This is a genomic window from Streptomyces sp. NPDC005266 (assembly GCF_040607655.1).
Classification (GTDB): domain Bacteria; phylum Actinomycetota; class Actinomycetes; order Streptomycetales; family Streptomycetaceae; genus Streptomyces.
Genome location: NZ_JBEXHC010000005.1, coordinates 441724 through 463797, shown reverse-complemented (window position 1 = coordinate 463797; position 22074 = coordinate 441724). Strand labels below are relative to the sequence as shown.

The following is a 22074-nucleotide window of genomic DNA, read 5'->3' as shown; positions in this document are numbered from 1 at the left end:
TGGCTCAGGAGCCGCTGGGTGCCGGTTCCCGCTCTCCTGCGATCTCCGCCGCGTCCTCGGCCCGCGCCAGCCGGTCCGCGGGGGCGTCGTCCGGCCGCAGCAGGGTGACGCCGACCATGACCAGCAGATTGGCGGCGAGCGCGATCAGCCCGGCATTGATGCCGTGGAACGGGTCGTGCTCGGTGAAGACGAACCAGAGGACCAGGCCCACCCCCACCGCGATCCCGCAGACCGCCGCGAGCGCCGACATCCGCCGCCACAGCAGCGCGATCAGCACGGCGGGCAGAAGCTGCGCCATGCCCTCGTAGCTGAGCACCGACAGCCGCACCAGGGCGTTGGGCCAGGTGTAGGTCATGACCAGCGCCACAACCCCCGCGAGCAGCGCGACCGCTTGCGACAGCTGCCGCTGGCGCGGCGCCGTACGCGGATGCGCGCCCAGCACCGACCGGCCCCACATCGTCCCGATGACCAGCATGAAGACCGCCGTGGGGACGATCGAGGACAGCGCACCGGCGGCGCCGATCAGCCCGACCAGCCAGGCGGGCATCTCCCTGCTGATCATCTCGAAGAGGGCCAGATTGGAGTCCTTCAGCCCGGGGGCGACGAAGAGCGCGGCCATGCCGAGCAGCACCGGCACGAACAGCAGCACTTGGTAGAAGGGCATCAGCATCGCGTTGCGCCGCAGTACCTGCGCGCTGCGCGCCCCGAGGAACCCCGCCACCTGGGTGGGGAAGATCGTGTAGACGACGCCGTTGAGGATGGCGGTGGAGATGAACCAGCCGAGGCCAAGGGCCTGGTTGGCCGGTCCGGGCAGGGTCAGCCACGCACTGTGCTCGGTGGTGATGCGGTGCAGCAGCGCGCCGTGGCCGCCGAAGTAGTGCAGCGGTACGTACACGAACACGATGCCCAGAGTGATGACGACCAGGCTGTCCTTGAGCACCGACACCCAGGCGCTGCCGCGCAACCCGCTGACCAGGATGAAGATCTCGGAGATGAGGAAGGCGAGCAGATAGGCGAGGGACAGCCCGATCGTGCCGTAGCTGACGGTGGCGACGACCACGCCCATGCCGGTGATCTGGAGCTGGATGTAGGGCAGCACGAAGACGGTGGCGAGCACCGCGATCAGCGCGCCGAACCACGGCGCGGCGAAGCGATGGCTCACGATGTCGCTGATGTTGTGCAGTCCGTGCGTGCGGGCGTAAGACCACAGGATCGGGCCGACCACGTAGCTGATGGTCATGCCGATGGACAGATAGGCCACGACGTACAGCCCGGAGATGCCGTTGGTGTACGACCAGCCGGCGGCGCCGAGATAGCTGAAGCTGGTGTAGGTCTCGCCCGCCATCAGCACGAGCGTGAGGACCAGGCCCATGCTGCGGCCGCCCACTGACCATTCGGCGAGATCGCCGCGGGCCCGTCCGCGGGCGGCCGCGATGCCCAGGCCGAGAGTGGCGATCATGAAGACGGCCAGGACGGAGACGGAGACGATCGCGCTCCCGCTCATCGGACCTCCCCCTCGCCGTGGTCGCGCGCGCCGTGGTCGCCTGCGCCGTGGTCCCGCTCACCCGGGTTCCGCGCGGCCTGCCACATGGGATCGCGCCGGGCGGCGAGCCATACGAACAGCGGGGTGAGGAAGGTGGCGATCACCAGCCACAGGGCGAGAAAGGGGATGCCCAGCAGGGTGGGGTGCACCCGGTTGGCGAGGGGGAGGACGCCGAGATAGGCGAGGGGCGTCCCCAGCAGCCACCACAGCGACTTTCGGTTCCTGAACAAGGGGGTCTCCACAACAGGCCCCTCCGGCCGTTGAGGGGCAAACGGGAGGGTGGGCAGGGAAAAGAGTACTCGGGAGACGTCCGGACAGGACTGGAGGGTGGACCGGCGCGGACAGGCGCGGCAGGGTGTCACCAGAGCGGCGGGGGGAAGCGATGCGATTACGGGCGCGGGAGGAGACGGCGGCGCACGTCCGGAACGAGTTCGCCGGCGGGACGACCGGATGGCTGGTGCAGGCGGGCTCGGTCCACATCCACCTTCCGGCGCCGACCATCCGCTCCCAGGGCGTGCGCGCCGCCGGTGCGGTGGCGCTCGGCGCCTCCGGCGCGGTGCTGCTCAGCCGTTCCGCGGTGTCTTCGCGTATCGCCGGGGCGCTGGTGGCGCTCCTCGCGGTCGGGCAGCTGCTGGCACTGGGCCGCGGGTTCTTCGGCCGCCGGGAGACGGTGGTCCCGGAGAAGCAGCTGGCCTCCGCCGTCCCCCTGCTGGCCGGCCGGGTGCGTGCGGCGTATGACCGGGAGGAGCGGCTCGCCCGCGTGCACGACCCGGTACCGCTGCCGGTGCGCTGGACCGCCGGCCCGCCGGAACTGGCCGACCACTGGATCAATATCCGTGGAGACCGCGAGGAGCCGCTCGACCTCGGTGGCGAGATTCACGACATCGTCGACGTCTTCGAGCGGCTGCCGAAGCGCAGGCTGGTCGTGCTGGGCCGGGCCGGGGCGGGCAAGTCGGTGCTGGCGCTTCGCCTCGCCCGCGCACTCCTGGACCCCGGGACGCCGGACGGCCCCGTCCCCGTTGTCCTGCCCCTGGCCTCCTGGGACCCGTTCACCGAGGGCCCCCTGGAGTGGGCGGCCGGCCGGGTGGCCGCGCTCTGCCCGGAGCTCTCCCAGGACGAGACGGTACGGCGGGCGATCGCCGGAGCTCTGCTGCAGGACGGCCGGGTGCTGCCGGTGTTCGACGGCTTCGACGAGATCAATCCGGCCGCCCGGACCAGGGCACTGCGCGAACTGAACCGGGGCCTCGGCCGCGACCGCCGCTTCGTGCTGACCAGCCGGCCCCACGCGTACGCCACGTCCGTCACAGCGGCGGACGCGCTGACCGCGGCCGCGGTGGTCGGGATCCAGCCGCTCACCGTCGCGCAGCTCGCAAAGTTCCTGCCCCGCACCACCCGGCTCACCTCGTACGACGGAACGGCGATCACCAAGTGGCACCCGGTGCTGGAACGGCTGCGGGCGCCCGGGGCCGACCCGGCCGCCCGGGCGGTCCGCGAGGCCCTGTCCACGCCCCTGATGGTGGGCCTGGCCCGGGCCGCCTACAGCGACACCCGCGCCGACCCGATGGAGCTGCTCGACCGGCGGCGCTTCCCGAGCCGCCGGGCCGTCGAGGCGCATCTGCTGGACGCGTTCGTCCCGGCGGTGTACGACATCGCCCTGGACGACCGGGCGGCACGGGGGCCCTGGAAGTCCCGCCGGGCGTCGAAGAGCCTCGGCTTCCTCGCCCGCCATCTGAAGGCCGCGGACACCCAGGAACTCGCCTGGTGGCGGCTCGATCTGGCGCTGCCGCCGTTCGCCGGATGGCTCGCGCTGCTGCTGCCGCTCGCCCTCGTGGTGGCCGCGATGTGCTGGGCCGGCGGGGGCACCGCCACGGTGGACCGGTGGTGGTGGCAGGGGCCCCTGTGGGTGTCCTTCACCGGGGTGGCGCTGGTGGCCCAGTTCGCGGGCTGGACGAGCACACCGGCCGGCGAACTGCCCGGGCCCCGGCGCTGGTCGTTCACGCGCCGTTGGCGGCCGTGGCGGCCCTTCGGGTCGTTGAGCGTGCCCGCTGACCCGGTGTCGGCGCCGGGCCCCTGGGAACTGCTGCGCGCCGACCGGCGGGTGGCGCTGACGGCCGGCTCGCTCCGGCTGGAATTCGCCGACCCGTTCCTGACGTCCAAGACGGCTCTGCTGCTCGTCGCGCCGCTGGCGCATGTCATCTGGGCGAGCATGGCCGGTTGGGGGCAGTCGGGGCCGGAGGACCGGAACCTGGTGCTCGCCGCCTCCGTCGCGGCGTTCTTCCTGCAGGGCGCCCTGCTCAGCGCATGGGGCCGCTACACCTTCGCCCGGTTGTGGCTGGCCTCGGCCGGCCGGCTGCCCTGGCGGCTGAGCACCTTTCTGAAGGACGCACACGCCCGCGGCGTGTTGCGGCAGTCCGGTGGGCGCTACTACTTCCGGCACATGGAGCTGCGCGACCGGCTGGCAGAGGGCGGCCCGCCCGGGAGGGGCGGCGTCCGGCTCGGCCTCGGGACCCCGGCCATGCCCCAAGCGGCGCTCCGGTTCCCTGTCTTGGCGTTCCTGGCACTGTGCTTCTGGCTGTTCACCGCACCGGCTTTCACCGCGGACGGGCACGGCCCCTACGAGAGGACCGCGCCCGCCTGCGAGCTGCTGCGGACGGGAGACCTGGCGCCGGTGATGGCGAGCCCCGAGGTGACGAAACTCAAAGGGTACGAAGGCCGAAGATGCCGGTGGACGGAACAGGGTCCCGGACGAGGCGCGGTCGTCGAACTGAGCGTCAGCACCGAGCACACGACCGCCACGGGTTACCGCAGCGCCCGGCGTGAGGCCGATGACCGGGTCCGTTACGCCGGTGAGAGCGGCCGCCCGGAGGTGGCCGGGCTCGGCGACCGCGCAAGCGTCGGCACGGAGGAGCTTCCGGCGGACTGGGGCGACGGATACGTCGGCAGGGCCGAGGGGGCACGGGTGACGGCCCGGGTGGGCAATGTGGTGGTCCAGGTGGTCTTCGCGGAGGAGTACGCGGACGCCCGCCGCGAGCTGGCCGTCGCGGTCAACCTGGTGCGGCAAGCCCTGCACAACGCCGGGCTCGACGGCGGGAAGGCGGGGGGAGCAGCCGCCGAGTCGCCCGCCAGGGCGCTGGCCCGGCTGCCCCGCCCGCAGCCGCCGGCGGGCTCACGGCACGACAGATACCGGGCGGTCTCGGCGGCGCCGCTGCTCGGCCCCGTCTGGCGGGGGACCGAACGCTCCGACATCCACGCGCTGAAGGGCGTCCCGTTCGTGTTCCGCGGCCCGCGGATGCGCTGCTCGGATCCGGACGGCCCGGGGGACACGGTTACCTGCACCATCACGCCGGGGCAGCAGAGCGAAGGCGGTGAGCTGCAGCTGCGTGTGGCGCGCTGTCCGGGTTCCCCGTGCGGCGATGCGGACAGGGAACGTCTCAGCCGCTGGCTGTACTGGTCGCCGGTGCCCAGCACGGCGTGGAAGCGGCACGGTGCCGGCACCTGGTACAGCCAGACGCCCCGCCCCTCGGACGGCTCGCCTGACGACTACGAACTGCAGATGCTGCGCGTCTTCTCCGCCGGCGGCCGCTCGTACGTCATGACCTTCCACATCCGCACGGATCCGGCGCACACGGACGTGGCGCGCAAGACCCTCAACGAGATCGTCGCGCAGACCGCTCCCCGGGCCTCCGCTCCCGGGGAGGGGTCCTAGCCTCGCTTTTCGATTTCTTGTCGGTCTTGCCGCCGTGCGGGTCCCTCGCCGTGCGGGCCCCCGCCAACGGGCTCAGGTCTTGTTGCGGAACTTGGCCACCGCCAGCGGCGCCGTGATGGCCGTGATGGCCAGCGCCCAGATCAGGACCATGGTCACCGGATGCGCGATCGGGCCATGGCCGCTGGTCAGCGCTCGTGCCCCGTCCGCGAGCTGGGACAGCGGGTTGTACTTGGTGAAGGCCTGCAGCCACCCCGGCATGGTCGCCGTCGGGGCGAAGATGGACGAGCCGAACTGCAGCGGCATGATCACGAGAAACCCCAGTCCCTGGACGGCCTGAGGCGTCTTCAGTGACAGACCGAGCAGCATGAATATCCAGGTCAGCGAGGAGCCGAAGGCCAGGGCCAGGACGACGGCGGCGAACAGCTCCGCCGGACCGGTCTTGAGTTCGAACCCCATGATGAAGCCCATGGTCAGCAGGACGAGGGTGGACACCAGCATCCGGCCGGTCTCCACGATCAGCTTGGCGATCAGTACCGAGGAGCGGGCGATCGGCATCGTCCGGAAGCGGTCCATGACGCCCTTGTTGAAGTCGTCGTTGACGCCCGTGCCGACCGACATCGCGATGTTCAGCCCGCCCATCGCCATCATCCCGGGGATGAAGTAGTTGACGTACGCGCCCCGGTCGCCGCCCGCCACCGCACCGCCGAAGACGTACACGAACAGCAGCGAGAAGATGATCGGCATCAGCAGGGCGTCGAACATCGACTCCGGGTCCTGCTTGATCTGGAGGGCGTTGCGGCGCACCAGCGCGCCGATGTGCCGCAGATTGGCCCGCAGCCCGATCCGCCCTTCGTCGGGCAGCGCCTTCGGGGGCGCGGTCATCGTTGCCGTACTCATACCGCAACCTCCTCAAGTGCCTTGTCCGTCGTGGTCTCGTCCTCCGGCGTGGACGTCTTCTGGCCGGTGATGGCCAGGAACACCTCGTCCAGGCTGGGCAGATGGGTGTCGATCCCGGAGATCGCGAAGCCGCGCTCACCGAGCAGGCCGATCACCGCCGTCAGCTGCTCATCGCTGATGATCGGCACATTGACCAGGCCCTCCGCCACATCCGCGGTCGCGCCGCCGACGCCGTCGAGCCCCGCCTGGGCGAGGGCGCCGACCATGCGGTGCAGCTCGCCCGGGTCGCAGGGGCGGATCTGCAGGGTGCGGCCGCCGACCTTCGCCTTGAGCTCGTTCACCCGGCCCTCGGCGATGACCTTGCCGCGGTCGATGACCGTCAGGTCGTTCGCCAGCTGCTCGGCCTCCTCCATGTACTGCGTGGTCAGCAGGACCGTGGAGCCCTCCGAGACCATCCGCTTGACCTCGTCCCACACCTCGTTGCGGGTGCGCGGGTCGAGGCCGGTCGTCGGCTCGTCGAGGTAGAGCACGGCGGGCCGGCCGATCATGGACGCGGCGAGGTCGAGCCGACGGCGCATACCGCCGGAGTAGGTGCGCGCGGCCCGCTTGCCGGCGTCCGTGAGCGAGAACCGCTCCAGCATCGCGTCGGCGCGCCCGCGGGCCTCCTTGCGGGAGAGATCGAGCAGCCGCCCGATCATGTAGAGGTTCTCCCAGCCGGAGAGCTTCTCGTCGACCGAGGCGTACTGCCCGGTCAGCCCGATGGTGCGGCGCAGCTGCCGGGGCTGGCGCACCACGTCGTATCCGGCCACCACGGCGGTGCCCCCGTCCGGCACCAGCAGGGTGGACAGACAGCGGACGAGGGTGGTCTTACCGGCGCCGTTGGGGCCGAGCACACCGAGGACGGTGCCTTCCGGCACGTCCAGATCCACTCCGTCGACGGCCCTGGTGTCGCCGAAGTGCTTGACCAGCCCCCGTACTTCGACGGCGTTGCCGTCCCTGATCCTGTGTTTCTGTCGCGTCATGCCGCACACAATGACACCCCCCACCGACAGACCACCGACAAGCTGCGGACAAGCGGCAGACAGCCCGCCGACGGGGGAAGATCGGCGGGCTGTCGGTGTACCGCAGTGGCTAGTGGAAGGAGTGCTCCTCGGCCGGGTACGCCCCGCCGACGACATCCTCCGCGAAGGCCCGCGCCGCGTCGCCCAGGCTCTGGCGCAGCTGTGCGTACTGCTTGACGAAGCGCGGCACCCGGCCGTCCGTCATGCCCGCCATGTCCGTCCACACCAGGACCTGCGCGTCGCAGTCGGGGCCGGCCCCGATGCCGACGGTCGGGATGTGCAGCGAGCGGGTGACCTCCGCGGCCAGCTCGGCCGGCACCAGCTCCAAAACGACCGCGAAGGCGCCCGCGTCCTGGACCGTCTTGGCGTCGCGCAGCAGCTGCTGGGCGGCCTCCTCGCCACGGCCCTGCACCGGATAGCCGCCGAAGGCGTTGACGGACTGCGGGGTGAGGCCGACGTGCGCCATGACCGGGATGCCGGACTGGACGAGCAGCTCGATCTGATGGGCGGAGCGCTCGCCGCCCTCCAGCTTCACCGCGCCCGCGCCCGCCTCCTTCACCAGGCGGGTGGCGCTGCGCAGCGCCTGGACGGGGCCCTCCTGGTACGAGCCGAAGGGCAGGTCGGCGACGATGAGGGCGCGCCGGGTGCCGCGTACGACGGCGGCGGACAGCAGCGCGATCTCGTCCATCGTGACGGGCACGGTGGACTCGTAGCCGAGGTGGCAGTTGCCCATCGAGTCGCCGACCAGCATGACCGGGATGCCCGCCTGGTCGAAGACGGAGGCGGTCATCGCGTCATAGGCGGTGAGCATGGGCCACTTCTCGCCGCGCTCCTTGGCGGCGGCGATGTCCCGGACGGTGATGCGGCGGGAGCCCGAACCCCCGTAGAGCGTCGTGCCGGACTGCTTTTGCGCAGGGCTGACGTGCGTCATTGCGACGCCTCCTGTTCGTCATCTCGAGGCGCCCTGACGGCGTCCCCGGACCACCCCCATGCTGGCACGGCTCCCTGCGGGGCGAAAGTGGGGCCGGAGATCGCGGGAGGGTGGCCTTGGCCACCCTCCTCATGGCCCTCACGGCCTTGGAACGGCACTCGATGGCCAATGGCTCGCAAAGACTTTCCAATACGAGACGGTTCCGTATCGAAACGGTTTTAGCCTGGGCCGCATGACAGCTCCCTCCCCTCGGGTGCCGGAGGAGATACACCGCAGGCGCTGGGCGATCCTGGTCGTCCTCATGGTCAGCGTTCTGGTCGTCGTCCTCGACAACTCGATACTCAACGTGGCCATGAAGACCATCGCCACCCCCAAGCCGACCGGACTCGGCGCCACCCAGAGCCAGCTCGAGTGGGCGATCAACTCCTACACGCTCGTCTTCGCCGGGCTGCTGTTCACCGCCGGGCTCCTCGGCGACCGCCTGGGGCGTAAGAAGGTCCTGCTCGGCGGCATGGCCGTGTTCGGCATGGGATCCGTGCTCGCCGCCTTCTCCGGCTCGCCCGGTGAGCTCATCGGCTTTCGGGCGGTCATGGGCCTGGGCGCCGCCTTCGTGATGCCCGCCACCCTCGCCATCCTGGTCAATGTCTTCGAGCGCGAGGAGCAGGCCAAGGCCATCGGCATCTGGGTCGCCGCCGTCGGCCTCGCCATCGCCATCGGCCCGATCACCGGCGGGCTGCTGCTGGAGCACTTCTGGTGGGGCTCGGTCTTCTTCGTCAATGTGCCGATCGTGATCGCCGGGCTGATCGCGATGGTCGTGCTCGTCCCCGACTCCAAGGACCCCGAGCCCGGCCGGCTGGACCCGCTGGGAGTGGCGCTGTCCATCGTGGGTCTGGTGCTGCTGGTCTACGGGATCATCAAGGGCGGCCAGCTCGCCGACTTCACCGACGCCAAGGTGTTGGCCTCGATCGGCGGCGGGCTCGCCGTGCTGGCGCTGTTCGTCGTGCACGAGAAGCGCAGCGACCACCCGGCGATCGATGTCGATTACTTCCGCAAGCCCGCCTTCTCGGCCGCGGTCGCCGCCGTCGCGCTGGTCTTCTTCGCCCTCATGGGCGTGACGTTCTTCATGGTCTTCTACACCCAGAGCGTGCGCGGCTACAGCGCCCTCCAGTCCGGGCTGCTGATCCTGCCGCTGGCCGTCGCCCAACTGCTCTTCGCGCCGCGCGCCCGGCTGGTCGTCGACCGGTTCGGCGCCCGCGCGGTGTGCACGAGCGGCATGCTGCTGGTGGCCGCCACGATGGCGGGGTTCCTGCTGCTGGACGTGGACACCCCGATCTGGGTGCTGGAAGTGCTCTTCTTCGCCCAGGGCACCGGGATGGCCCACATCATGCCGCCGGTCACCACCGCGATCATGCAGGCGCTGCCCCGCCGGAAGGCCGGCTCCGGCTCGGCCCTCAACAACACCTTCCGGCAGGTCGGCGGCGCGCTCGGGGTCGCCGTGCTCGGTTCGGTGCTCTCCACCGCCTACCGCGAGGGCATCCAGGACAAGCTGGCCGCCGTCCCCGGACTGCCCGCCTCAGTGCGGCACGCGGCGGGCGAGTCCGTCGAGGCGACCCTCGCCGTCGCCGAGCGGCTGGGGCCCCAGGGGCAGGCGCTGGTGGGCCCGGCCAAGGACTCCTTCGTCCATGCGATGCACATCGCCGCGCTGGGCTCGGCGGGCGTGGCCCTGTTCGGCGCCCTGGTCGTGCTGGCCTTCCTGCCCGGCAAGGACGCCGCCGGCCAGGCCCCTGACAGCGCAGCGCCGCGGGAGCGGGCGGGGACGGGAGCCGACCGGTGACCGCATCCGACTGCGGTGGGCCCAGGCTGCGCGGCCGCCCGCGCAGCCCCGCCGCCGACGCCGCGATCATCGAGGCGGCGCTGCGGCTGCTGGAGGAGGGCGTCACGGTCGGCGCGCTGTCGATCGAGGGGATCGCCCGCGAGGCGGGCGTCGGCAAGGCCACCGTCTACCGCCGCTGGCCCGGCAAGGACGCGCTGATGCTCGATGTGCTGCGCTCCCTGGAGGAACCCGGCCCGGAACCGGCGGGGATCTCGGTACGGGACGACCTCGTGACCATTTTGGAGTTCATGCGCCGGCGCGGGCTCGCCAAGCGCGGCTCCGCCCTGCTGCGCGGCGTCGTCACCCAGATGCACGCGAACCAGGAGCTGTGGCGGGCGTACGACGAGAACGTCATAGCCGCCCGCCGCGCGTCCCTGCACGCCGTACTGCGGCGCGGGCAGGAGGGCGGTGACATCCGTGCCGATGTGGATCCTGAGCTGCTCGCGGACCTCTTCACCGGCCCGATGCTGAGCCGGTCGATCCTGCACGAGCGCGCGGAACTCCCCGAGGGGCTGGCCGAGCAGATCGTCGATACGGTCCTCCAGGGGGTCTCCCCGCAGGGGTGAGACCCGCGCGCGACCGGTCACCCGCTGTGGGTTTGTGCCTGTTGTGTCACAACCGCCCCCGATACCTCCGGAATCGGAACCTCGCCTTGCCGTCCCTACGTCACTGGGGCTAGGGGACGCCCGCCGGGGGCGTCGGGAAAAGCGCTGGTCATCGCCTAGGGTCGTAGCCCTAGGCGCGGCAGTTGAGGCAGTGAGGGACAGCGAATGGCGCAGGCGTACACGCAGGAGACGGAACGGCACGGGGACGCGCCCCAGCGATCCGGCTCCCGGGTCGGCCGCCTCCTTCACCGGCTCCGGCACGACCGCGGGATCTGGCGGCGCGGTCTGGTGCTCGCGGCGCTCGCGGTCGTCCTCGCGCTGGTGATGATCTTCCACGCCGACATCCCCAACGACGTGGGAAACCTCGGCTCCCTGCTGGAGACCTTCCTGCCCTGGCTGGGCCTGGCCGTCCCGGTGCTGCTCGTCCTCGCCCTGGTGCGGCGGTCGGCGAGCGCCGTCCTCGCGCTGGTGCTGCCCGTGGCCGTATGGCTGAATCTCTTCGGCGGGCTGATGTTCTTCGACAAGTCCGGCAGCGGCGGCGCACTGACCGTCGTCACCCACAACGTCAACGCGCAGAACTCCGACCCGGCCGGCACCGCCGAGGCGGTCGCGGCCTCGGGCGCGGACGTGGTGGCCCTGGAGGAGCTGACCGCCAACGCGGTGCCGACGTACGAGCGTGCGCTGGCGGACACCTACCGGTACCACACCGTGCAGGGCACGGTCGGGCTGTGGAGCAAGTACCCGCTGTCCGGTACCAGGCCGGTGGACATCAAGCTCGGCTGGACGCGGGCGCTGCGCACCACTGTCGCCGCGCCGCACGGTGAGGTCGCCGTCTATGTCGCTCATCTGCCCTCCGTGCGGGTGAAGTTCAACGCGGGCTTCACCGCCGGGCAGCGCGATGCCAGCGCCGAGGCGCTGGGCCAGGCCATCGCGGCCGAGCCGCTCGACAGGGCCATCCTGCTCGGCGATCTGAACGGGACCATGAACGACCGGGCGCTCGCCCCGGTCACCTCGCAGATGCGATCCGCGCAGGGCGCGGCGGGCGACGGCTTCGGCTTCAGCTGGCCGGCCTCGTTCCCGATGGCGCGGATCGACCAGATCATGGTGCGGGGAGTGGACCCGGTCTCGGCGCGGACCCTGCACGGCACGGGGAGCGATCACCTTCCGGTGGCGGCGTCGGTCGACTTCTGACCATCGGTTACCGTCCGGTCGGTTACTGGAGGGTTGAGGGGGCGTGGGGTGAGAGATCCAACGTCCCGTTCACTTCGGTGATCCTTGCGGGAACAAGCGCCGTGAGAGACTTTGTTCAGCTAGAGAACATACGCCTCCCGTGCACGTCTCTCCTTCGTTTGAAAGGCTTCTCATGCCCCTGGCCCTGCTCGCCCTCGCTGTGAGCGCCTTCGGCATAGGTACAACTGAGTTCGTGATGATGGGCCTGCTGCCCAATGTCGCGGACGACCTGGGCACCTCGGTGCCCACGGCCGGGTACCTCGTCTCCGCCTACGCCATCGGGGTCGTGGTGGGCGCTCCGCTGCTGACCGCCCTCGGTTCCCGGATCCCGCGCAAGCGGATGCTCGTGTTGCTCATGGCGCTCTTCACGGTGGGCAACCTCGCCTCCACCCTCGCCCCCACCTTCGGACTGCTGATCGCGGGACGCGTCCTCGCCGGGCTGCCCCACGGCGCGTTCTTCGGGGTCGGCGCGGTGGTCGCCGCGCGGCTGGTGACCGAGGACCGGCGCGCCCGCGCGGTCGCCACCATGTTCCTGGGCCTCACCATCGCCAACATCGTCGGCGTACCGGTGGCCACCCTGCTCGGCCAGCACCTCGGCTGGCGCGCGACCTTCCTGGTCGTCGCCGCGATCGGCGTGATCGCCATGGCCTCGCTCGCCCGGCTCGTCCCGCAGGTCGCCGACGAGAACCACGGCGGTCTGCGCCAGGAGCTCGGCGCGCTGCGCAACCGCCAGGTGGTGCTGGGCCTGCTGACCGCCGTCTTCGGATTCGCCGGTGTCTTCGCCGTCTACAGCTACCTCGCCTCGATGATGACCGAGGTCACCGGGCTCGGTGAGTCGTCGGTCACGGTGGTGCTGGCGCTGTTCGGCATCGGTATGACGCTCGGTGCCCTCATCGCCGGTCCGCTGACCGACCGGGCGCTGCGGCCGACGCTGTACGGGTCGCTCGCGGCGCTGGCCGCCGTGCTCGTCGTCTTCGACTTCACGGTCCATGTGAAGTGGGCGGCGCTGGCGACCGTCGTGGTGCTCGGCGCGGTCGGCTTCATGACCACCACCCCGCTGCAGATGCTGGTCATGAACAAGGCCCAGCACGCCCCGACGCTGGCCTCCGCCTCCAACCACTCCGCCTTCAATCTCGCGAACGCGGGTGGCGCCTGGCTCGGCGGCGTCGCCATCGCCGCGGGCTGGGGCTGGACCTCCCCGACGCTGGTCGGGGCGGGGCTCGCGGTGGTGGGCCTGGCGATCGCGGTGATCGCCGGTCTGACGGACCGCGCGCCGGCGGCCGAGTCGCGGGTCGTGGCGAGCAGTGAGTCGACGCCGAAGCTGTCCGAGGTCGGCTGAAGCGTCCGCGTGAGAAGGCCCCGCTTCGGCGGGGCCCTTTTCGCGTCCGCTCCGTGACCGCCTTGGTCCTCACCGCCACCCTCGCCCACCCCGGCCCCCTTATGCGCCCGCTGGTCGGGGACTGGCCGCAGCACGCCGCGGAGCCACCTCAGATCGTCCGACCAGGAGGCGGCGGCCCGCTGGATGCTCCTGAGCGCCGCGGGTACGCCCCATCTGGACCGGATGACCCCCGAGGGACTGACCGCCGCGGGCGAGGCGACCCGCGCCTCCATGCCACCGGGCGCGGTCGACCGGGTGGAGCTGGTCGGCCGGACACCCTGGCGACCCCGTACCACCACCGCCAGGTGGCGGGCGGCGTCCCCGGGGCCGAGCGCGCCGCGTTCGCCCCGGGCCTGTGCCAGAGGCGCCGGCGGAGTGGCTGGACCTGATCAGCGCGTTGCTCAGGCCTCGCGCCAGCGGTTCGTGATGGGCAGGCGGCGGTCCTTGCCGAAGCCCTTGGCGGAGATCTTCGTGCCTGGCGGGTACTGGCGGCGCTTGTACTCCGCCGCGTCGACCAGCCGCAGGATCCGGGTCACCAGCGCGTCCTCGAAAGGTGGCGGGCGGCGTCCCCGGGGCCGAGCGCGCCGCGTTCGCCCCGGGCCTGTGCCAGAGGCGCCGGCGGAGTGGCTGGACCTGATCAGCGCGTTGCTCAGGCCTCGCGCCAGCGGTTCGTGATGGGCAGGCGGCGGTCCTTGCCGAAGCCCTTGGCGGAGATCTTCGTGCCTGGCGGGTACTGGCGGCGCTTGTACTCCGCCGTGTCGACCAGCCGCAGGATCCGGGTCACCAGCGCGTCCTCGAAGCCCGCCGTGACGATCTCCTTGCGCCCCTGGTCCCGGTCGACGTACAGCTCCAGGATCCGGTCGAGGACGTCGTAGTCCGGGAGCGAATCCGTGTCGACCTGGCCGGGCCGCAGCTCGGCGCTCGGGGGCTTGGTGATGGAGTTCTCGGGGATGGGCGGGGTCTGGCCCCGCTCTTCCGCAGCCTGGTTACGCCATTTCGCCAGGCGGAAGACGGAGGTCTTGTAGACGTCCTTGATCGGCCCGTACGCCCCGACCGAGTCCCCGTAGAGCGTGGAGTAGCCGCACGCGAGCTCGGACTTGTTGCCCGGGGCGAGGACGATATGGCCCTCCTCATTGGAGATCGCCATCAGCATCGTGCCGCGCAGCCGCGACTGCAGGTTCTCCTCGGCGAGCCCGGTGAGGTGCAGCGCGCCCATATAGGCGTCGAACATCGGGGCGATCGAGACCGTGCGGAAGTTCAGCCCGGTGCGCCGCGCCAGCTCCGCCGCGTCCTCGATCGAGTGCTCGGAGGAGTAGCGCGAGGGCATGGCGACGCCGTACACGTTCTGCGCGCCCACCGCATCGCAGGCGATCGCGGCGACGAGCGCGGAATCGATACCACCGGAGAGGCCGATCAGCACACTGCGGAAACCGTTCTTCGCGACATAGGCCCGCAACCCGACGACCAGTGCCGTGTAGACCTCCTCGTCGTCGCCGAGCCGCTCCGCCTCGCCGCCCGTCAGCTCCGGATCGGGCTCGTACGCCGGGAGCGGGTCGGCGGAGAGGGTGACGTGGTCGATGCGGAGCCCGTCGTCCACGACCCCCTCCGGGACGGAGTCCGGGTCGGCGGCGGGCAGGTCGAGATCGAGCAGCACACAGCCCTCGGCGAACTGCGGGGCGCGCGCGATGACTTCGCCGTCACGGTCGACCACGATCGAGTCGCCGTCGAAGACCAGCTCGTCCTGGCCGCCGATCATCGCGAGGTACGCGGTGGTGCAGCCCGCCTCCTGCGCCCGCTTGCGGACCAGGTCGAGGCGGGTGTCGTCCTTCTCGCGCTCGTACGGCGAGGCGTTGATCGAGAGCAGCAGCCCGGCCCCCGCCGCGCAGGTGGCCGGGACCCGGCCGCCGTCCTGCCACAGGTCCTCGCAGATGGCGAGCGCGACCTCGATGCCGTGGACCCGGACGATCGGCAGCGTGTCCCCGGGGACGAAGTAGCGGAACTCGTCGAAGACCCCGTAGTTCGGCAGATGGTGCTTGGCGAAGGTGAGGACGACCGAGCCGCGGTGCAGCACGGCGCCGGCGTTCTGCGGGGCACCGGCGGGCTGGCCGTAGCGCCGGGCCCCCTCACTGCGGTCCAGATAGCCGACGATCACCGGCAGCTCGCCGAGGCCCTCGGCGTCCAGGCGCGCGGCGAGCTCGTACAGCGCGTCGCGCGACGCCTCGACGAAGGAGGAGCGCAGCGCCAGGTCCTCGACGGGGTAGCCGGTCAGCACCATCTCGGGGAACGCCACCAGATGGGCGCCCTGCTCAGCGGAGTGCCGGGTCCAGTGGATGATCGACTCGGTGTTGCCGGCGAGGTCGCCGACGGTCGAGTCGATCTGGTTCAGAGCGAGGCGAAGTTGAGGCACGCGCCCAGTGTAATCGTCTGTCTGACGCGATAGCCGGGAGTGTCTCCCTTCTCACGCCGACGGGGGCATCCGTGCCAGGCCCGGCCCCGCGCGGACGAACGCACGCGGGCCCGGGGCGCTCGACCGGCGGCTACTTCTGGTAACCGAGGATGGTCATCATCCCCGACTCCGAGTGGTAGACGTTGTGGCAGTGGACCATCCACAGCCCCGGGTTGTCGGCGTCGAGGTCCACGCTGACCTTCTGATGCGGCAGCAGGATGGTGGTGTCCTTGCGCGGGCCGCCGTCCGGCAGCGCGAACGTGTGGCCGTGCAGATGCACCGGATGCCACATCGGAGTGCCGTTGATGAAGGTCAGCCGGACCCGCTCACCCGCCCGCACCGGATAGCGCTGTGACGGCTCGTACGGCTTGCCGTTGATCGCCCAGTTCCATTTCTCCATCGAGCCCGTGAGCCGCATCCGGATCGTCCGGTCGGGCTCGCGGGGCGTGAGCCGTACCTCGTCCGCGGCCCGCAGCCGGCCGGCCGTGACCAGCTTGCCGTCCAGCTCCTTGGGGCGCGGAAACCTCGTGGCGGCATTGCCGCGCGTACGCAGCACCGCCATCGCGGACCGCGTCTTGCCCTCGGCGAGGACGGCCAGCGGGAAGACCCCGTCCTTGACGGTGACCAGGACGTCATACCGCTCGCCCATGCCCAGCAGCAGCGCGTCGGTGGTGACGGGCACGACGGGGTAGCCATCGGTGTGGGTGACGGTCATCCGGTGGCCGCCGAGGGCGACGCGGAAGGCGGTGTCGCCGCCCGCGTTGATGATGCGGATCCGGAGGCGGTCGCCGCGCTTGGCCCGGAAGACCTGCGGGGACTGCGGGGTGCGGCCGTTGACCAGGTAGTAGGGGTAGGCGATATGCCCCGGATCACCGCCCAGCAGCCTGCTCGTGGCACCCACCAGCCTTCGGGACGGACCGGACGGGGGAGCCGAGGGGGAGGGGGACGCCTTGGGGCCGGGCTTCGAGCGCGGCGACACCGGAGCCGCACCGCGCATGCCGCCCCCGGGACCCAGGTCGAGGCCGTCCATGGCCCCGTCCATGCCATGGCCGCCCATACCGCCGCCGAGTTCCTCCAGCACCGCGTCCGGGGTGCTGCCCTTCACCCCGTCGAGCCAGTCGTCGAGGACGACGACCCACTCCTTGTCGTACGCCAGCGGCTCCTTCGGGTCCTCGACGATCAGCGGCGCGTACAGCCCCCGGTCCAGCTGGACGCCGGAATGAGGATGGATCCAGTACGTGCCCGGATACAGCGCCGTGAGGCGGTAGTCGAAGGTCGCGCCGGTCGGGATCGCCCGCTGGGTGATGCCGGGGACGCCGTCCATGTCGTTGCGCAGGCGGATGCCGTGCCAGTGCAGGGTGGTGGGCTGCGGCAAGTTGTTGGCGAGCCTGAGCGCGATCGTGTCGCCCGCGGTCACCCGGATCTCCTGGCCCGGCACCTGGTCCTCGTACGCCCAGGACTTCACCTTGCGGGTGCCCAGGTCCAGCGTGGTCGCGGTGGCGGTCAGTAGAAACTTCCGCACCGGTCCCGGTCCCCGCCCCCGCTCGCGGGCGGCGACCTCCGGGCCGTGGGGGGACACGTACTGCGGCGCGGCCCCGGTGGTCGCGTCGGCGCGCTCGCCGGCGGTGTCCATCCCGTTGTCGTCCATGCCGTCGGAGAGCCCGGGCCCGGCAGCACCGGAAGTGGGCCCAGGGCCGGGGCCGGAGGAGGTGCAGCCGGCGAGCAGTCCGCTGCCCGCGGTGGCGATTCCCGCGCCGAGCACGGCGCGGCGAGAGTGTGCGTGCATGAGTGAGCACCCCAATGCTGATGTGTGATGTGCGCGTGCGAGGCCGGCGCGTCCGCCCCTGCCCCGCGGGGAGGCGGGGCAGGGGCGGACGCGCCGCTATATGCGCAGCGCCGGCGGTCGGCCGACGCAGAGGGGGCCCATGCCGTCGGACTCGGACGAATGGCCGAGGGGGTGCGTGGTGACGATCCCGGACAGCGACACGGCGCGGAGCAGCGACGCGGCGCGGAGCAGCGAGACGGTACGGAGTGGCAGCGCGGTACGGAGCGGCAGCGCGGGGCAGGGCGGCGGCCCCCCGCATTCGGCGGTGGGCGGCGGCCCCCCGTACCGGGCGGTGGGGAGCGGCCCTCCGTGCCTGGCGGTGGGCGGCGGCCCCTCGTGCCCGGCGGTGGGCGGCGGCCCTCCGCACTCGGCGGTGGGGAGCGGCCCCTCGTGCCCGGCGGTGGGGAGCGGTCCCCCGTACCCGGCGGTGGGGAGCGGTCCCCCGTACCGGGCGGTGGGCGGCGGCCCTCCGCACTCGGCGGCGGGCGGCGGCCCCTCGTACCGGGCGGTGGGGAGCGGCCCTCCGTGCCTGGCGGTGGGCGGCGGCCCCTCGTGCCCGGCGGCGGGCGGCGGTCCCCCGCACTCGGCGGCGGGGAGTGGCCCCCCGTACCCGGCGGCCGCCCACCGCTGCCCGCGCATCGACTGTCCGCGCATCGACGCCTCCATACGATCTATCTGATGATCGTGATTTCGACAGCCTACCCCCAAGGGGTATCGCAGACCTTGAAGACGCCGCCGGGGCGCGGAACGCTCGGCTCCGTGCGGGCCCGCATGAAAGTACGATGCACACATCGTGGTGAGGAAGCGCGGGAGCGGACGAAATCTCTCCGAAACCCCATCGCGTGATACTGGGGCCGTCGAGGAGCCCCGTGCCCGCGAAACAGCCGTTTGACCTGCAAGGATAGGGGACCATGGATAAGCAGCAGGAGTTCGTGCTCCGCACGCTTGAAGAGCGCGACATCCGGTTCGTGCGGCTGTGGTTCACCGACGTGCTCGGCTTCCTCAAGTCCGTAGCCGTCGCACCCGCCGAACTCGAAGGCGCCTTCGACGAAGGCATCGGATTCGATGGCTCCGCGATCGAGGGTTTCGCCCGCGTCTACGAATCCGACATGATCGCCAAGCCCGACCCCGGCACCTTCCAGATCCTTCCCTGGCGCGCCGAGTCACCCGGAACCGCCCGGATGTTCTGCGACATCCTGATGCCGGACGGCTCCCCGTCGTTCGCCGACCCGCGCTTCGTCCTCAAGCGCATCCTGGCCAGGACCTCCGACCTCGGTTTCACCTTCTACACCCACCCCGAGATCGAGTTCTTCCTGCTCAAACAGAAGCCCGTCGACGGCGGCCGCCCGGTGCCCGCCGACAACTCCGGCTACTTCGACCACACCCCGCAGAACATCGGCATGGACTTCCGGCGCCAGGCCATCACCATGCTCGAGTCGATGGGCATCTCCGTCGAGTTCTCCCACCACGAGGGCGCCCCCGGCCAGCAGGAGATCGACCTGCGCTACGCCGACGCGCTCTCCACCGCCGACAACATCATGACCTTCCGCCTGGTCATGAAGCAGGTGGCGCTGGAGCTGGGCGTGCAGGCCACGTTCATGCCCAAGCCCTTCTCCGAATTCCCCGGCTCGGGCATGCACACCCACCTCTCCCTCTTCGAGGGCGACCGGAACGCCTTCTACGAGTCCGGCTCCGAATTCCAGCTCTCCAAGGTCGGCCGCTCCTTCATCGCCGGGCTGCTGCGCCACGCCGGGGAGATCTCCGCCGTCACCAACCAGTGGGTCAACTCCTACAAGCGCATCTGGGGCGGCTCCCAGCGCACCGCGGGCGCCGGCGGCGAGGCCCCCTCGTACATCTGCTGGGGCCACAACAACCGCTCCGCTCTTGTCCGCGTCCCCCTCTACAAGCCCGGAAAGACCGGCTCCACCCGCGTCGAGGTCCGCTCCCTCGACTCCGGCGCCAACCCCTACCTGGCCTACGCCGTCCTCCTCGCGGCGGGCCTCAAGGGCATCGAGGGCGGCTACGAACTCCCGGCCGGCGCCGACGACGACGTCTGGGCCCTCTCCGACGCCGAGCGCCGCTCCCTGGGCATCGAGCCGCTGCCGCAGAACCTGGGCGAGGCCATCGCCCTGATGGAGCGCAGCGAGCTGGTGGCGGAGACGCTCGGTGAGCATGTCTTCGACTTCTTCCTGCGCAACAAGAAGTCGGAGTGGGAGGAGTACCGCTCCGAGGTGACCCCCTTCGAGCTGCGCAAGAACCTGCCGGTGCTGTAGCAGGTCTTCCAGGACACACCAAGGGCTCCGACCGTCTCCGGCCGGAGCCCTTGGCGTGGGCGGCGCGCTCAGCGGGGTGCGGACTCCAGCGCCGTGATCTCGGGGTGGTGCGGATCGAACGCGGGCGATTCGGAGCGGATCCTCGGCAGCCGGACGAAGTTGTGGCGCGGCGGCGGACAGGAGGTGGCCCACTCCAGGGAGCGGCCGTAGCCCCAGGGGTCGTCGGTCTCGGCCTTCTTACCGTACTTGGCGGTCTTCCGGACGTTGTAGAAGAACAGCAGCATGGACAGGTCGGCAGGGCCGGGAAGAGCCGACGAGCGGGGAGGCTCGGCCCTTCCCGGTCGCTCCATGATCATCGGCGGGGTCCGGGGGGAGACAGGGCCGACCAGACCCTCCCCGTGGGGCCAAGCGGCCCCAGGAGGAAGGGACTTCGGGGACAGGGTTCCACCGGACGCGCCATGACCGTTCCTTCTGACCGCGAGAACCGTGGGCTCTTGGACTTCTCGCAGAGCCCCGGAGACGCTTGATCCCATGGAGATCAGAAGAGCGATCGCGGCCGAACGCCGGGAACTGGCCGACCTGTTGGACCAGCTGCGGCCGGGGCAGTGGGACGCGCCGAGCCTGTGCGCCGGGTGGCGGGTGCGGGAGGTCGCGGCCCATATGTCGATGGGTTTCCGCTACCCGCTCCCCGCTGTGCTGTGGGAGCTGGCCAAGGCGCGCGGCAGCCTCCACCGGATGGCCGACCGCCTCGCCCGCAAGGACGCGGCCGCCGCCTCCACGGGCGATCTCGCCGCCTTCCTCCGTGGCAACGCCGATCACCCCTGGAAGCCGCCGGTGGGCGGGATCGAAACGGCGCTGGGCCACGATGTGATCCACGGCCTGGACATCACCGTCGCCCTGGGGCTCGACCGCCGGGTCCCGGAGACCGGGTGCGCGTCCTGCTGGAGACGACGATCGACCCCAGGAGCCTGAAGTTCTTCGGCGCAGACCTTGAGGGCGTCCAGTTCCGCGCCGACGACCTCGACTGGTCCTACGGCACCGGCGCACCCCTCACCGGCGCCGCCCAGGACCTCCTGCTGATCGCCTACGGCCGCAAGCTCCCCCCGGGACGCATCCGGGGCGAGCCGCACGACCGCTTCGTCACCGCCTGACCGGCGGCGGCCGGTGAGCCGGAGGGCGCCCGGAGGGCCGGTGCCGTTCGTGTGCGGCAGGCGGTCGCCCTCCGGGCCCGGGGCTCGTCGTCAGGCGAACTGGCCCGGCTGGTAGTCGCCGGCGGGCTGCTGGATGATGACGTTCATCCGGTTGTAGGTGTTGATGAGGGCGATGATGGACACCAGGGCGGCCAGCTGGTCCTCGTCGTAGTGCTTGGCGGCGTTCGCCCATGCCTCGTCGGTGACGCCGCCGGCGGCGTCGGCGATACGGGTACCCTGCTCGGTCAGTTCCAGGGCGGCCCGCTCGGCCTCGGTGAAGACCTTGGCCTCCCGCCATACCGCGATCAGGTTGAGGCGTACCGAGGTCTCCCCGGCGTGCGCGGCCTCCTTGGTGTGCATGTCGGTGCAGAAGCCGCAGCCGTTGATCTGGCCGGCGCGGATCTTCACCAGTTCCTGCGTCGCGGGCGGCAGCGTCGAGTCCGTTACGACCTTGCCCGCCGAGTTGATGTGCTTCAGGAACTTGGTCGCGACGGAGTTGCCGAAGAGGTTGAGACGGGCATCCATGGTGATCTCCTTGCCATGTCGACGGTTACACAGCACTGACGGATGCGGTCCGCCGAGATGTGACAGCCGGATGGGCCAAATGATGGTGACGCGCGTCTCACCTGAGGCGCCTGGCGTGCCGATGATCGCAGTCAGCGGGGCGGCCTCGGTCGGAGACTGTCCCCAGATCTCTTGATCCGCAGGTTCGGGCAGGCCTCTGGTGAGGATCAGGGCGGCCTCCCAGGCCCTTGGTCAGGGTGGCGGGGCTGACCGGCTGCGTGTGCGGTCGTTGATGTCGGCCTTGATGTCGGCCGTGGCTCCCGGACGGCCCCCGAACTGCACGCAGCCCCCGCTGCTGGGAGCTGGGGAAGAGATCAAGCCGGCCTCACCGTGGAACAGCTCAGGAGAGTGGCCGATGAACTCGTCACCGGATGAGGCGATCCGAGCCCTGATGGAGGCTGCGCACGGGCACGCCGCCAAGGCCCTGGGGCTGACGTGCGCGGGCTCTTTGGTGTGGGGGCTGACGTGCGCGGGCTCTTTGGTGTGGGGGCTGACGTGCGCGGGCTCTTTGGTGTGGGGGCTGACGTGCGCGGGCTCTTTGGTGTGGGGGCT

General features: G+C 71.2%; 16 protein-coding genes and 3 pseudogenes. 8 read left to right on the top strand and 11 right to left on the bottom strand.

Annotation, left to right across the window (positions count from 1 at the left end):
* Positions 1–4: 4 nt before the first annotated feature.
* Both ABZU99_RS13285 and ABZU99_RS13280 read right to left on the bottom strand, forming a co-directional pair.
* The gene (locus ABZU99_RS13285; protein WP_356046880.1) at positions 5–1504 is read right to left on the bottom strand and encodes a sodium:solute symporter family protein; all 1500 of its coding nucleotides are present in this window, start codon (positions 1502–1504) and stop codon (positions 5–7) included.
* Positions 1501–1773 carry a DUF3311 domain-containing protein gene (locus ABZU99_RS13280; RefSeq protein WP_356046882.1) on the bottom strand — a complete coding sequence of 91 codons (273 nt, stop codon included), beginning with the start codon at positions 1771–1773 and terminating at the stop codon, positions 1501–1503. Before ABZU99_RS13280 ends, ABZU99_RS13285 begins: the two co-directional genes overlap by 4 nt.
* Positions 1774–1925: 152 nt before the next feature.
* On the opposite strand from ABZU99_RS13280, the gene ABZU99_RS13275 reads away from it, so the two are divergent.
* Complete coding sequence (locus tag ABZU99_RS13275; RefSeq protein ID WP_356046884.1) at positions 1926–5249, top strand: NACHT domain-containing protein; 3324 nt, start codon at positions 1926–1928, stop codon at positions 5247–5249.
* A gap of 72 nt (positions 5250–5321) precedes the next feature.
* Here the strand turns inward: ABZU99_RS13275 and ABZU99_RS13270 are convergent, their stop codons facing one another.
* The 3 genes from ABZU99_RS13270 to panB all read right to left on the bottom strand — a co-directional run bounded on the left by ABZU99_RS13270 (position 5322) and on the right by panB (position 8138).
* The gene (locus tag ABZU99_RS13270; protein WP_355938896.1) at positions 5322–6146 is read right to left on the bottom strand and encodes an ABC transporter permease; all 825 of its coding nucleotides are present in this window, start codon (positions 6144–6146) and stop codon (positions 5322–5324) included.
* Entirely contained in the window at positions 6143–7168 is a 1026-nt protein-coding gene (locus ABZU99_RS13265; protein WP_355938899.1) for an ATP-binding cassette domain-containing protein, read from the bottom strand. The genes ABZU99_RS13270 and ABZU99_RS13265 overlap by 4 nt, the downstream gene beginning before the upstream one ends.
* 109 nt (positions 7169–7277) lie before the next feature.
* Complete coding sequence (gene panB / locus ABZU99_RS13260) at positions 7278–8138, bottom strand: 3-methyl-2-oxobutanoate hydroxymethyltransferase (RefSeq protein ID WP_356046887.1); 861 nt, start codon at positions 8136–8138, stop codon at positions 7278–7280.
* Positions 8139–8370: 232 nt separating this feature from the next.
* Between panB and ABZU99_RS13255 the strand changes: the two genes are divergently transcribed.
* The 4 genes from ABZU99_RS13255 (at position 8371) to ABZU99_RS13240 (ending at position 13185) form a co-directional block, all read left to right on the top strand.
* Positions 8371–9972 (top strand): MFS transporter, encoded by a 1602-nt coding sequence (locus ABZU99_RS13255; RefSeq protein WP_356046889.1) that lies wholly within the window; start codon positions 8371–8373, stop codon positions 9970–9972.
* Positions 9969–10577, top strand: a complete 609-nt coding sequence (locus ABZU99_RS13250) for a TetR/AcrR family transcriptional regulator C-terminal ligand-binding domain-containing protein (RefSeq protein WP_355938908.1) — start codon at positions 9969–9971, stop codon at positions 10575–10577. The genes ABZU99_RS13255 and ABZU99_RS13250 overlap by 4 nt, the downstream gene beginning before the upstream one ends.
* Positions 10578–10781: 204 nt before the next feature.
* The gene (locus ABZU99_RS13245; RefSeq protein WP_355938911.1) at positions 10782–11807 is read left to right on the top strand and encodes an endonuclease/exonuclease/phosphatase family protein; all 1026 of its coding nucleotides are present in this window, start codon (positions 10782–10784) and stop codon (positions 11805–11807) included.
* A 172-nt stretch (positions 11808–11979) separates the two neighbouring features.
* A complete protein-coding gene (locus tag ABZU99_RS13240) occupies positions 11980–13185 on the top strand; it encodes an MFS transporter (protein ID WP_356046891.1) in 1206 nt (401 codons plus the stop codon).
* A 440-nt stretch (positions 13186–13625) separates the two neighbouring features.
* Here ABZU99_RS13240 and ABZU99_RS13235 read toward each other — a convergent pair whose 3' ends face one another.
* From ABZU99_RS13235 to ABZU99_RS13220, 4 genes are all read right to left on the bottom strand, one after another.
* Positions 13626–13760, bottom strand: coding sequence for a hypothetical protein (locus tag ABZU99_RS13235; RefSeq protein WP_355938917.1), 135 nt, complete (start codon positions 13758–13760; stop codon positions 13626–13628).
* A 113-nt stretch (positions 13761–13873) separates the two neighbouring features.
* Positions 13874–15631 (bottom strand): NAD+ synthase, encoded by a 1758-nt coding sequence (locus tag ABZU99_RS13230; protein WP_355938919.1) that lies wholly within the window; start codon positions 15629–15631, stop codon positions 13874–13876.
* Between the two features lie 130 nt (positions 15632–15761).
* Positions 15762–17456, bottom strand: a complete 1695-nt coding sequence (locus ABZU99_RS13225) for a multicopper oxidase family protein (protein WP_356046894.1) — start codon at positions 17454–17456, stop codon at positions 15762–15764.
* A 96-nt stretch (positions 17457–17552) separates the two neighbouring features.
* Complete coding sequence (locus ABZU99_RS13220; RefSeq protein WP_356046896.1) at positions 17553–18149, bottom strand: hypothetical protein; 597 nt, start codon at positions 18147–18149, stop codon at positions 17553–17555.
* Positions 18150–18406: 257 nt separating this feature from the next.
* Here ABZU99_RS13220 and ABZU99_RS13215 point away from each other — a divergent pair, with 257 nt between their 5' ends.
* Positions 18407–19768, top strand: coding sequence for a glutamine synthetase family protein (locus ABZU99_RS13215; protein WP_355938928.1), 1362 nt, complete (start codon positions 18407–18409; stop codon positions 19766–19768).
* 68 nt (positions 19769–19836) lie between these two features.
* Here ABZU99_RS13215 and ABZU99_RS13210 read toward each other — a convergent pair.
* Positions 19837–20058 (bottom strand): annotated as a pseudogene (locus tag ABZU99_RS13210) (cytochrome ubiquinol oxidase subunit I); the annotation flags it as partial.
* Positions 20059–20299: 241 nt separating this feature from the next.
* Here ABZU99_RS13210 and ABZU99_RS13205 point away from each other — a divergent pair.
* Positions 20300–20919 (top strand): annotated as a pseudogene (locus ABZU99_RS13205) (maleylpyruvate isomerase family mycothiol-dependent enzyme).
* Positions 20920–21009: 90 nt separating this feature from the next.
* Here ABZU99_RS13205 and ABZU99_RS13200 read toward each other — a convergent pair.
* Complete coding sequence (locus ABZU99_RS13200; protein WP_355938934.1) at positions 21010–21483, bottom strand: carboxymuconolactone decarboxylase family protein; 474 nt, start codon at positions 21481–21483, stop codon at positions 21010–21012.
* Positions 21484–21877: 394 nt separating this feature from the next.
* On the opposite strand from ABZU99_RS13200, the pseudogene ABZU99_RS13195 reads away from it, so the two are divergent.
* Positions 21878–22074: pseudogene (locus ABZU99_RS13195) on the top strand (hypothetical protein); the annotation flags it as partial.

Bases quoted from the DNA above. Each gene is read 5' to 3' on its own strand.
- ABZU99_RS13255 (WP_356046889.1), top strand. From the start codon at position 8,371: ATGACAGCTCCCTCCCCTCGGGTGCCGGAGGAGATACACCGCAGGCGC.
- panB (WP_356046887.1), bottom strand. From the start codon at position 8,138: ATGACGCACGTCAGCCCTGCGCAAAAGCAGTCCGGCACGACGCTCTAC.
- ABZU99_RS13265 (WP_355938899.1), bottom strand. From the start codon at position 7,168: ATGACGCGACAGAAACACAGGATCAGGGACGGCAACGCCGTCGAAGTA.
- ABZU99_RS13270 (WP_355938896.1), bottom strand. From the start codon at position 6,146: ATGAGTACGGCAACGATGACCGCGCCCCCGAAGGCGCTGCCCGACGAA.
- ABZU99_RS13285 (WP_356046880.1), bottom strand. From the start codon at position 1,504: ATGAGCGGGAGCGCGATCGTCTCCGTCTCCGTCCTGGCCGTCTTCATG.
- ABZU99_RS13200 (WP_355938934.1), bottom strand. From the start codon at position 21,483: ATGGATGCCCGTCTCAACCTCTTCGGCAACTCCGTCGCGACCAAGTTC.
- ABZU99_RS13275 (WP_356046884.1), top strand. From the start codon at position 1,926: ATGCGATTACGGGCGCGGGAGGAGACGGCGGCGCACGTCCGGAACGAG.
- ABZU99_RS13240 (WP_356046891.1), top strand. From the start codon at position 11,980: ATGCCCCTGGCCCTGCTCGCCCTCGCTGTGAGCGCCTTCGGCATAGGT.
- ABZU99_RS13245 (WP_355938911.1), top strand. From the start codon at position 10,782: ATGGCGCAGGCGTACACGCAGGAGACGGAACGGCACGGGGACGCGCCC.
- ABZU99_RS13215 (WP_355938928.1), top strand. From the start codon at position 18,407: ATGGATAAGCAGCAGGAGTTCGTGCTCCGCACGCTTGAAGAGCGCGAC.
- ABZU99_RS13220 (WP_356046896.1), bottom strand. From the start codon at position 18,149: ATGCGCGGACAGTCGATGCGCGGGCAGCGGTGGGCGGCCGCCGGGTAC.
- ABZU99_RS13225 (WP_356046894.1), bottom strand. From the start codon at position 17,456: ATGCACGCACACTCTCGCCGCGCCGTGCTCGGCGCGGGAATCGCCACC.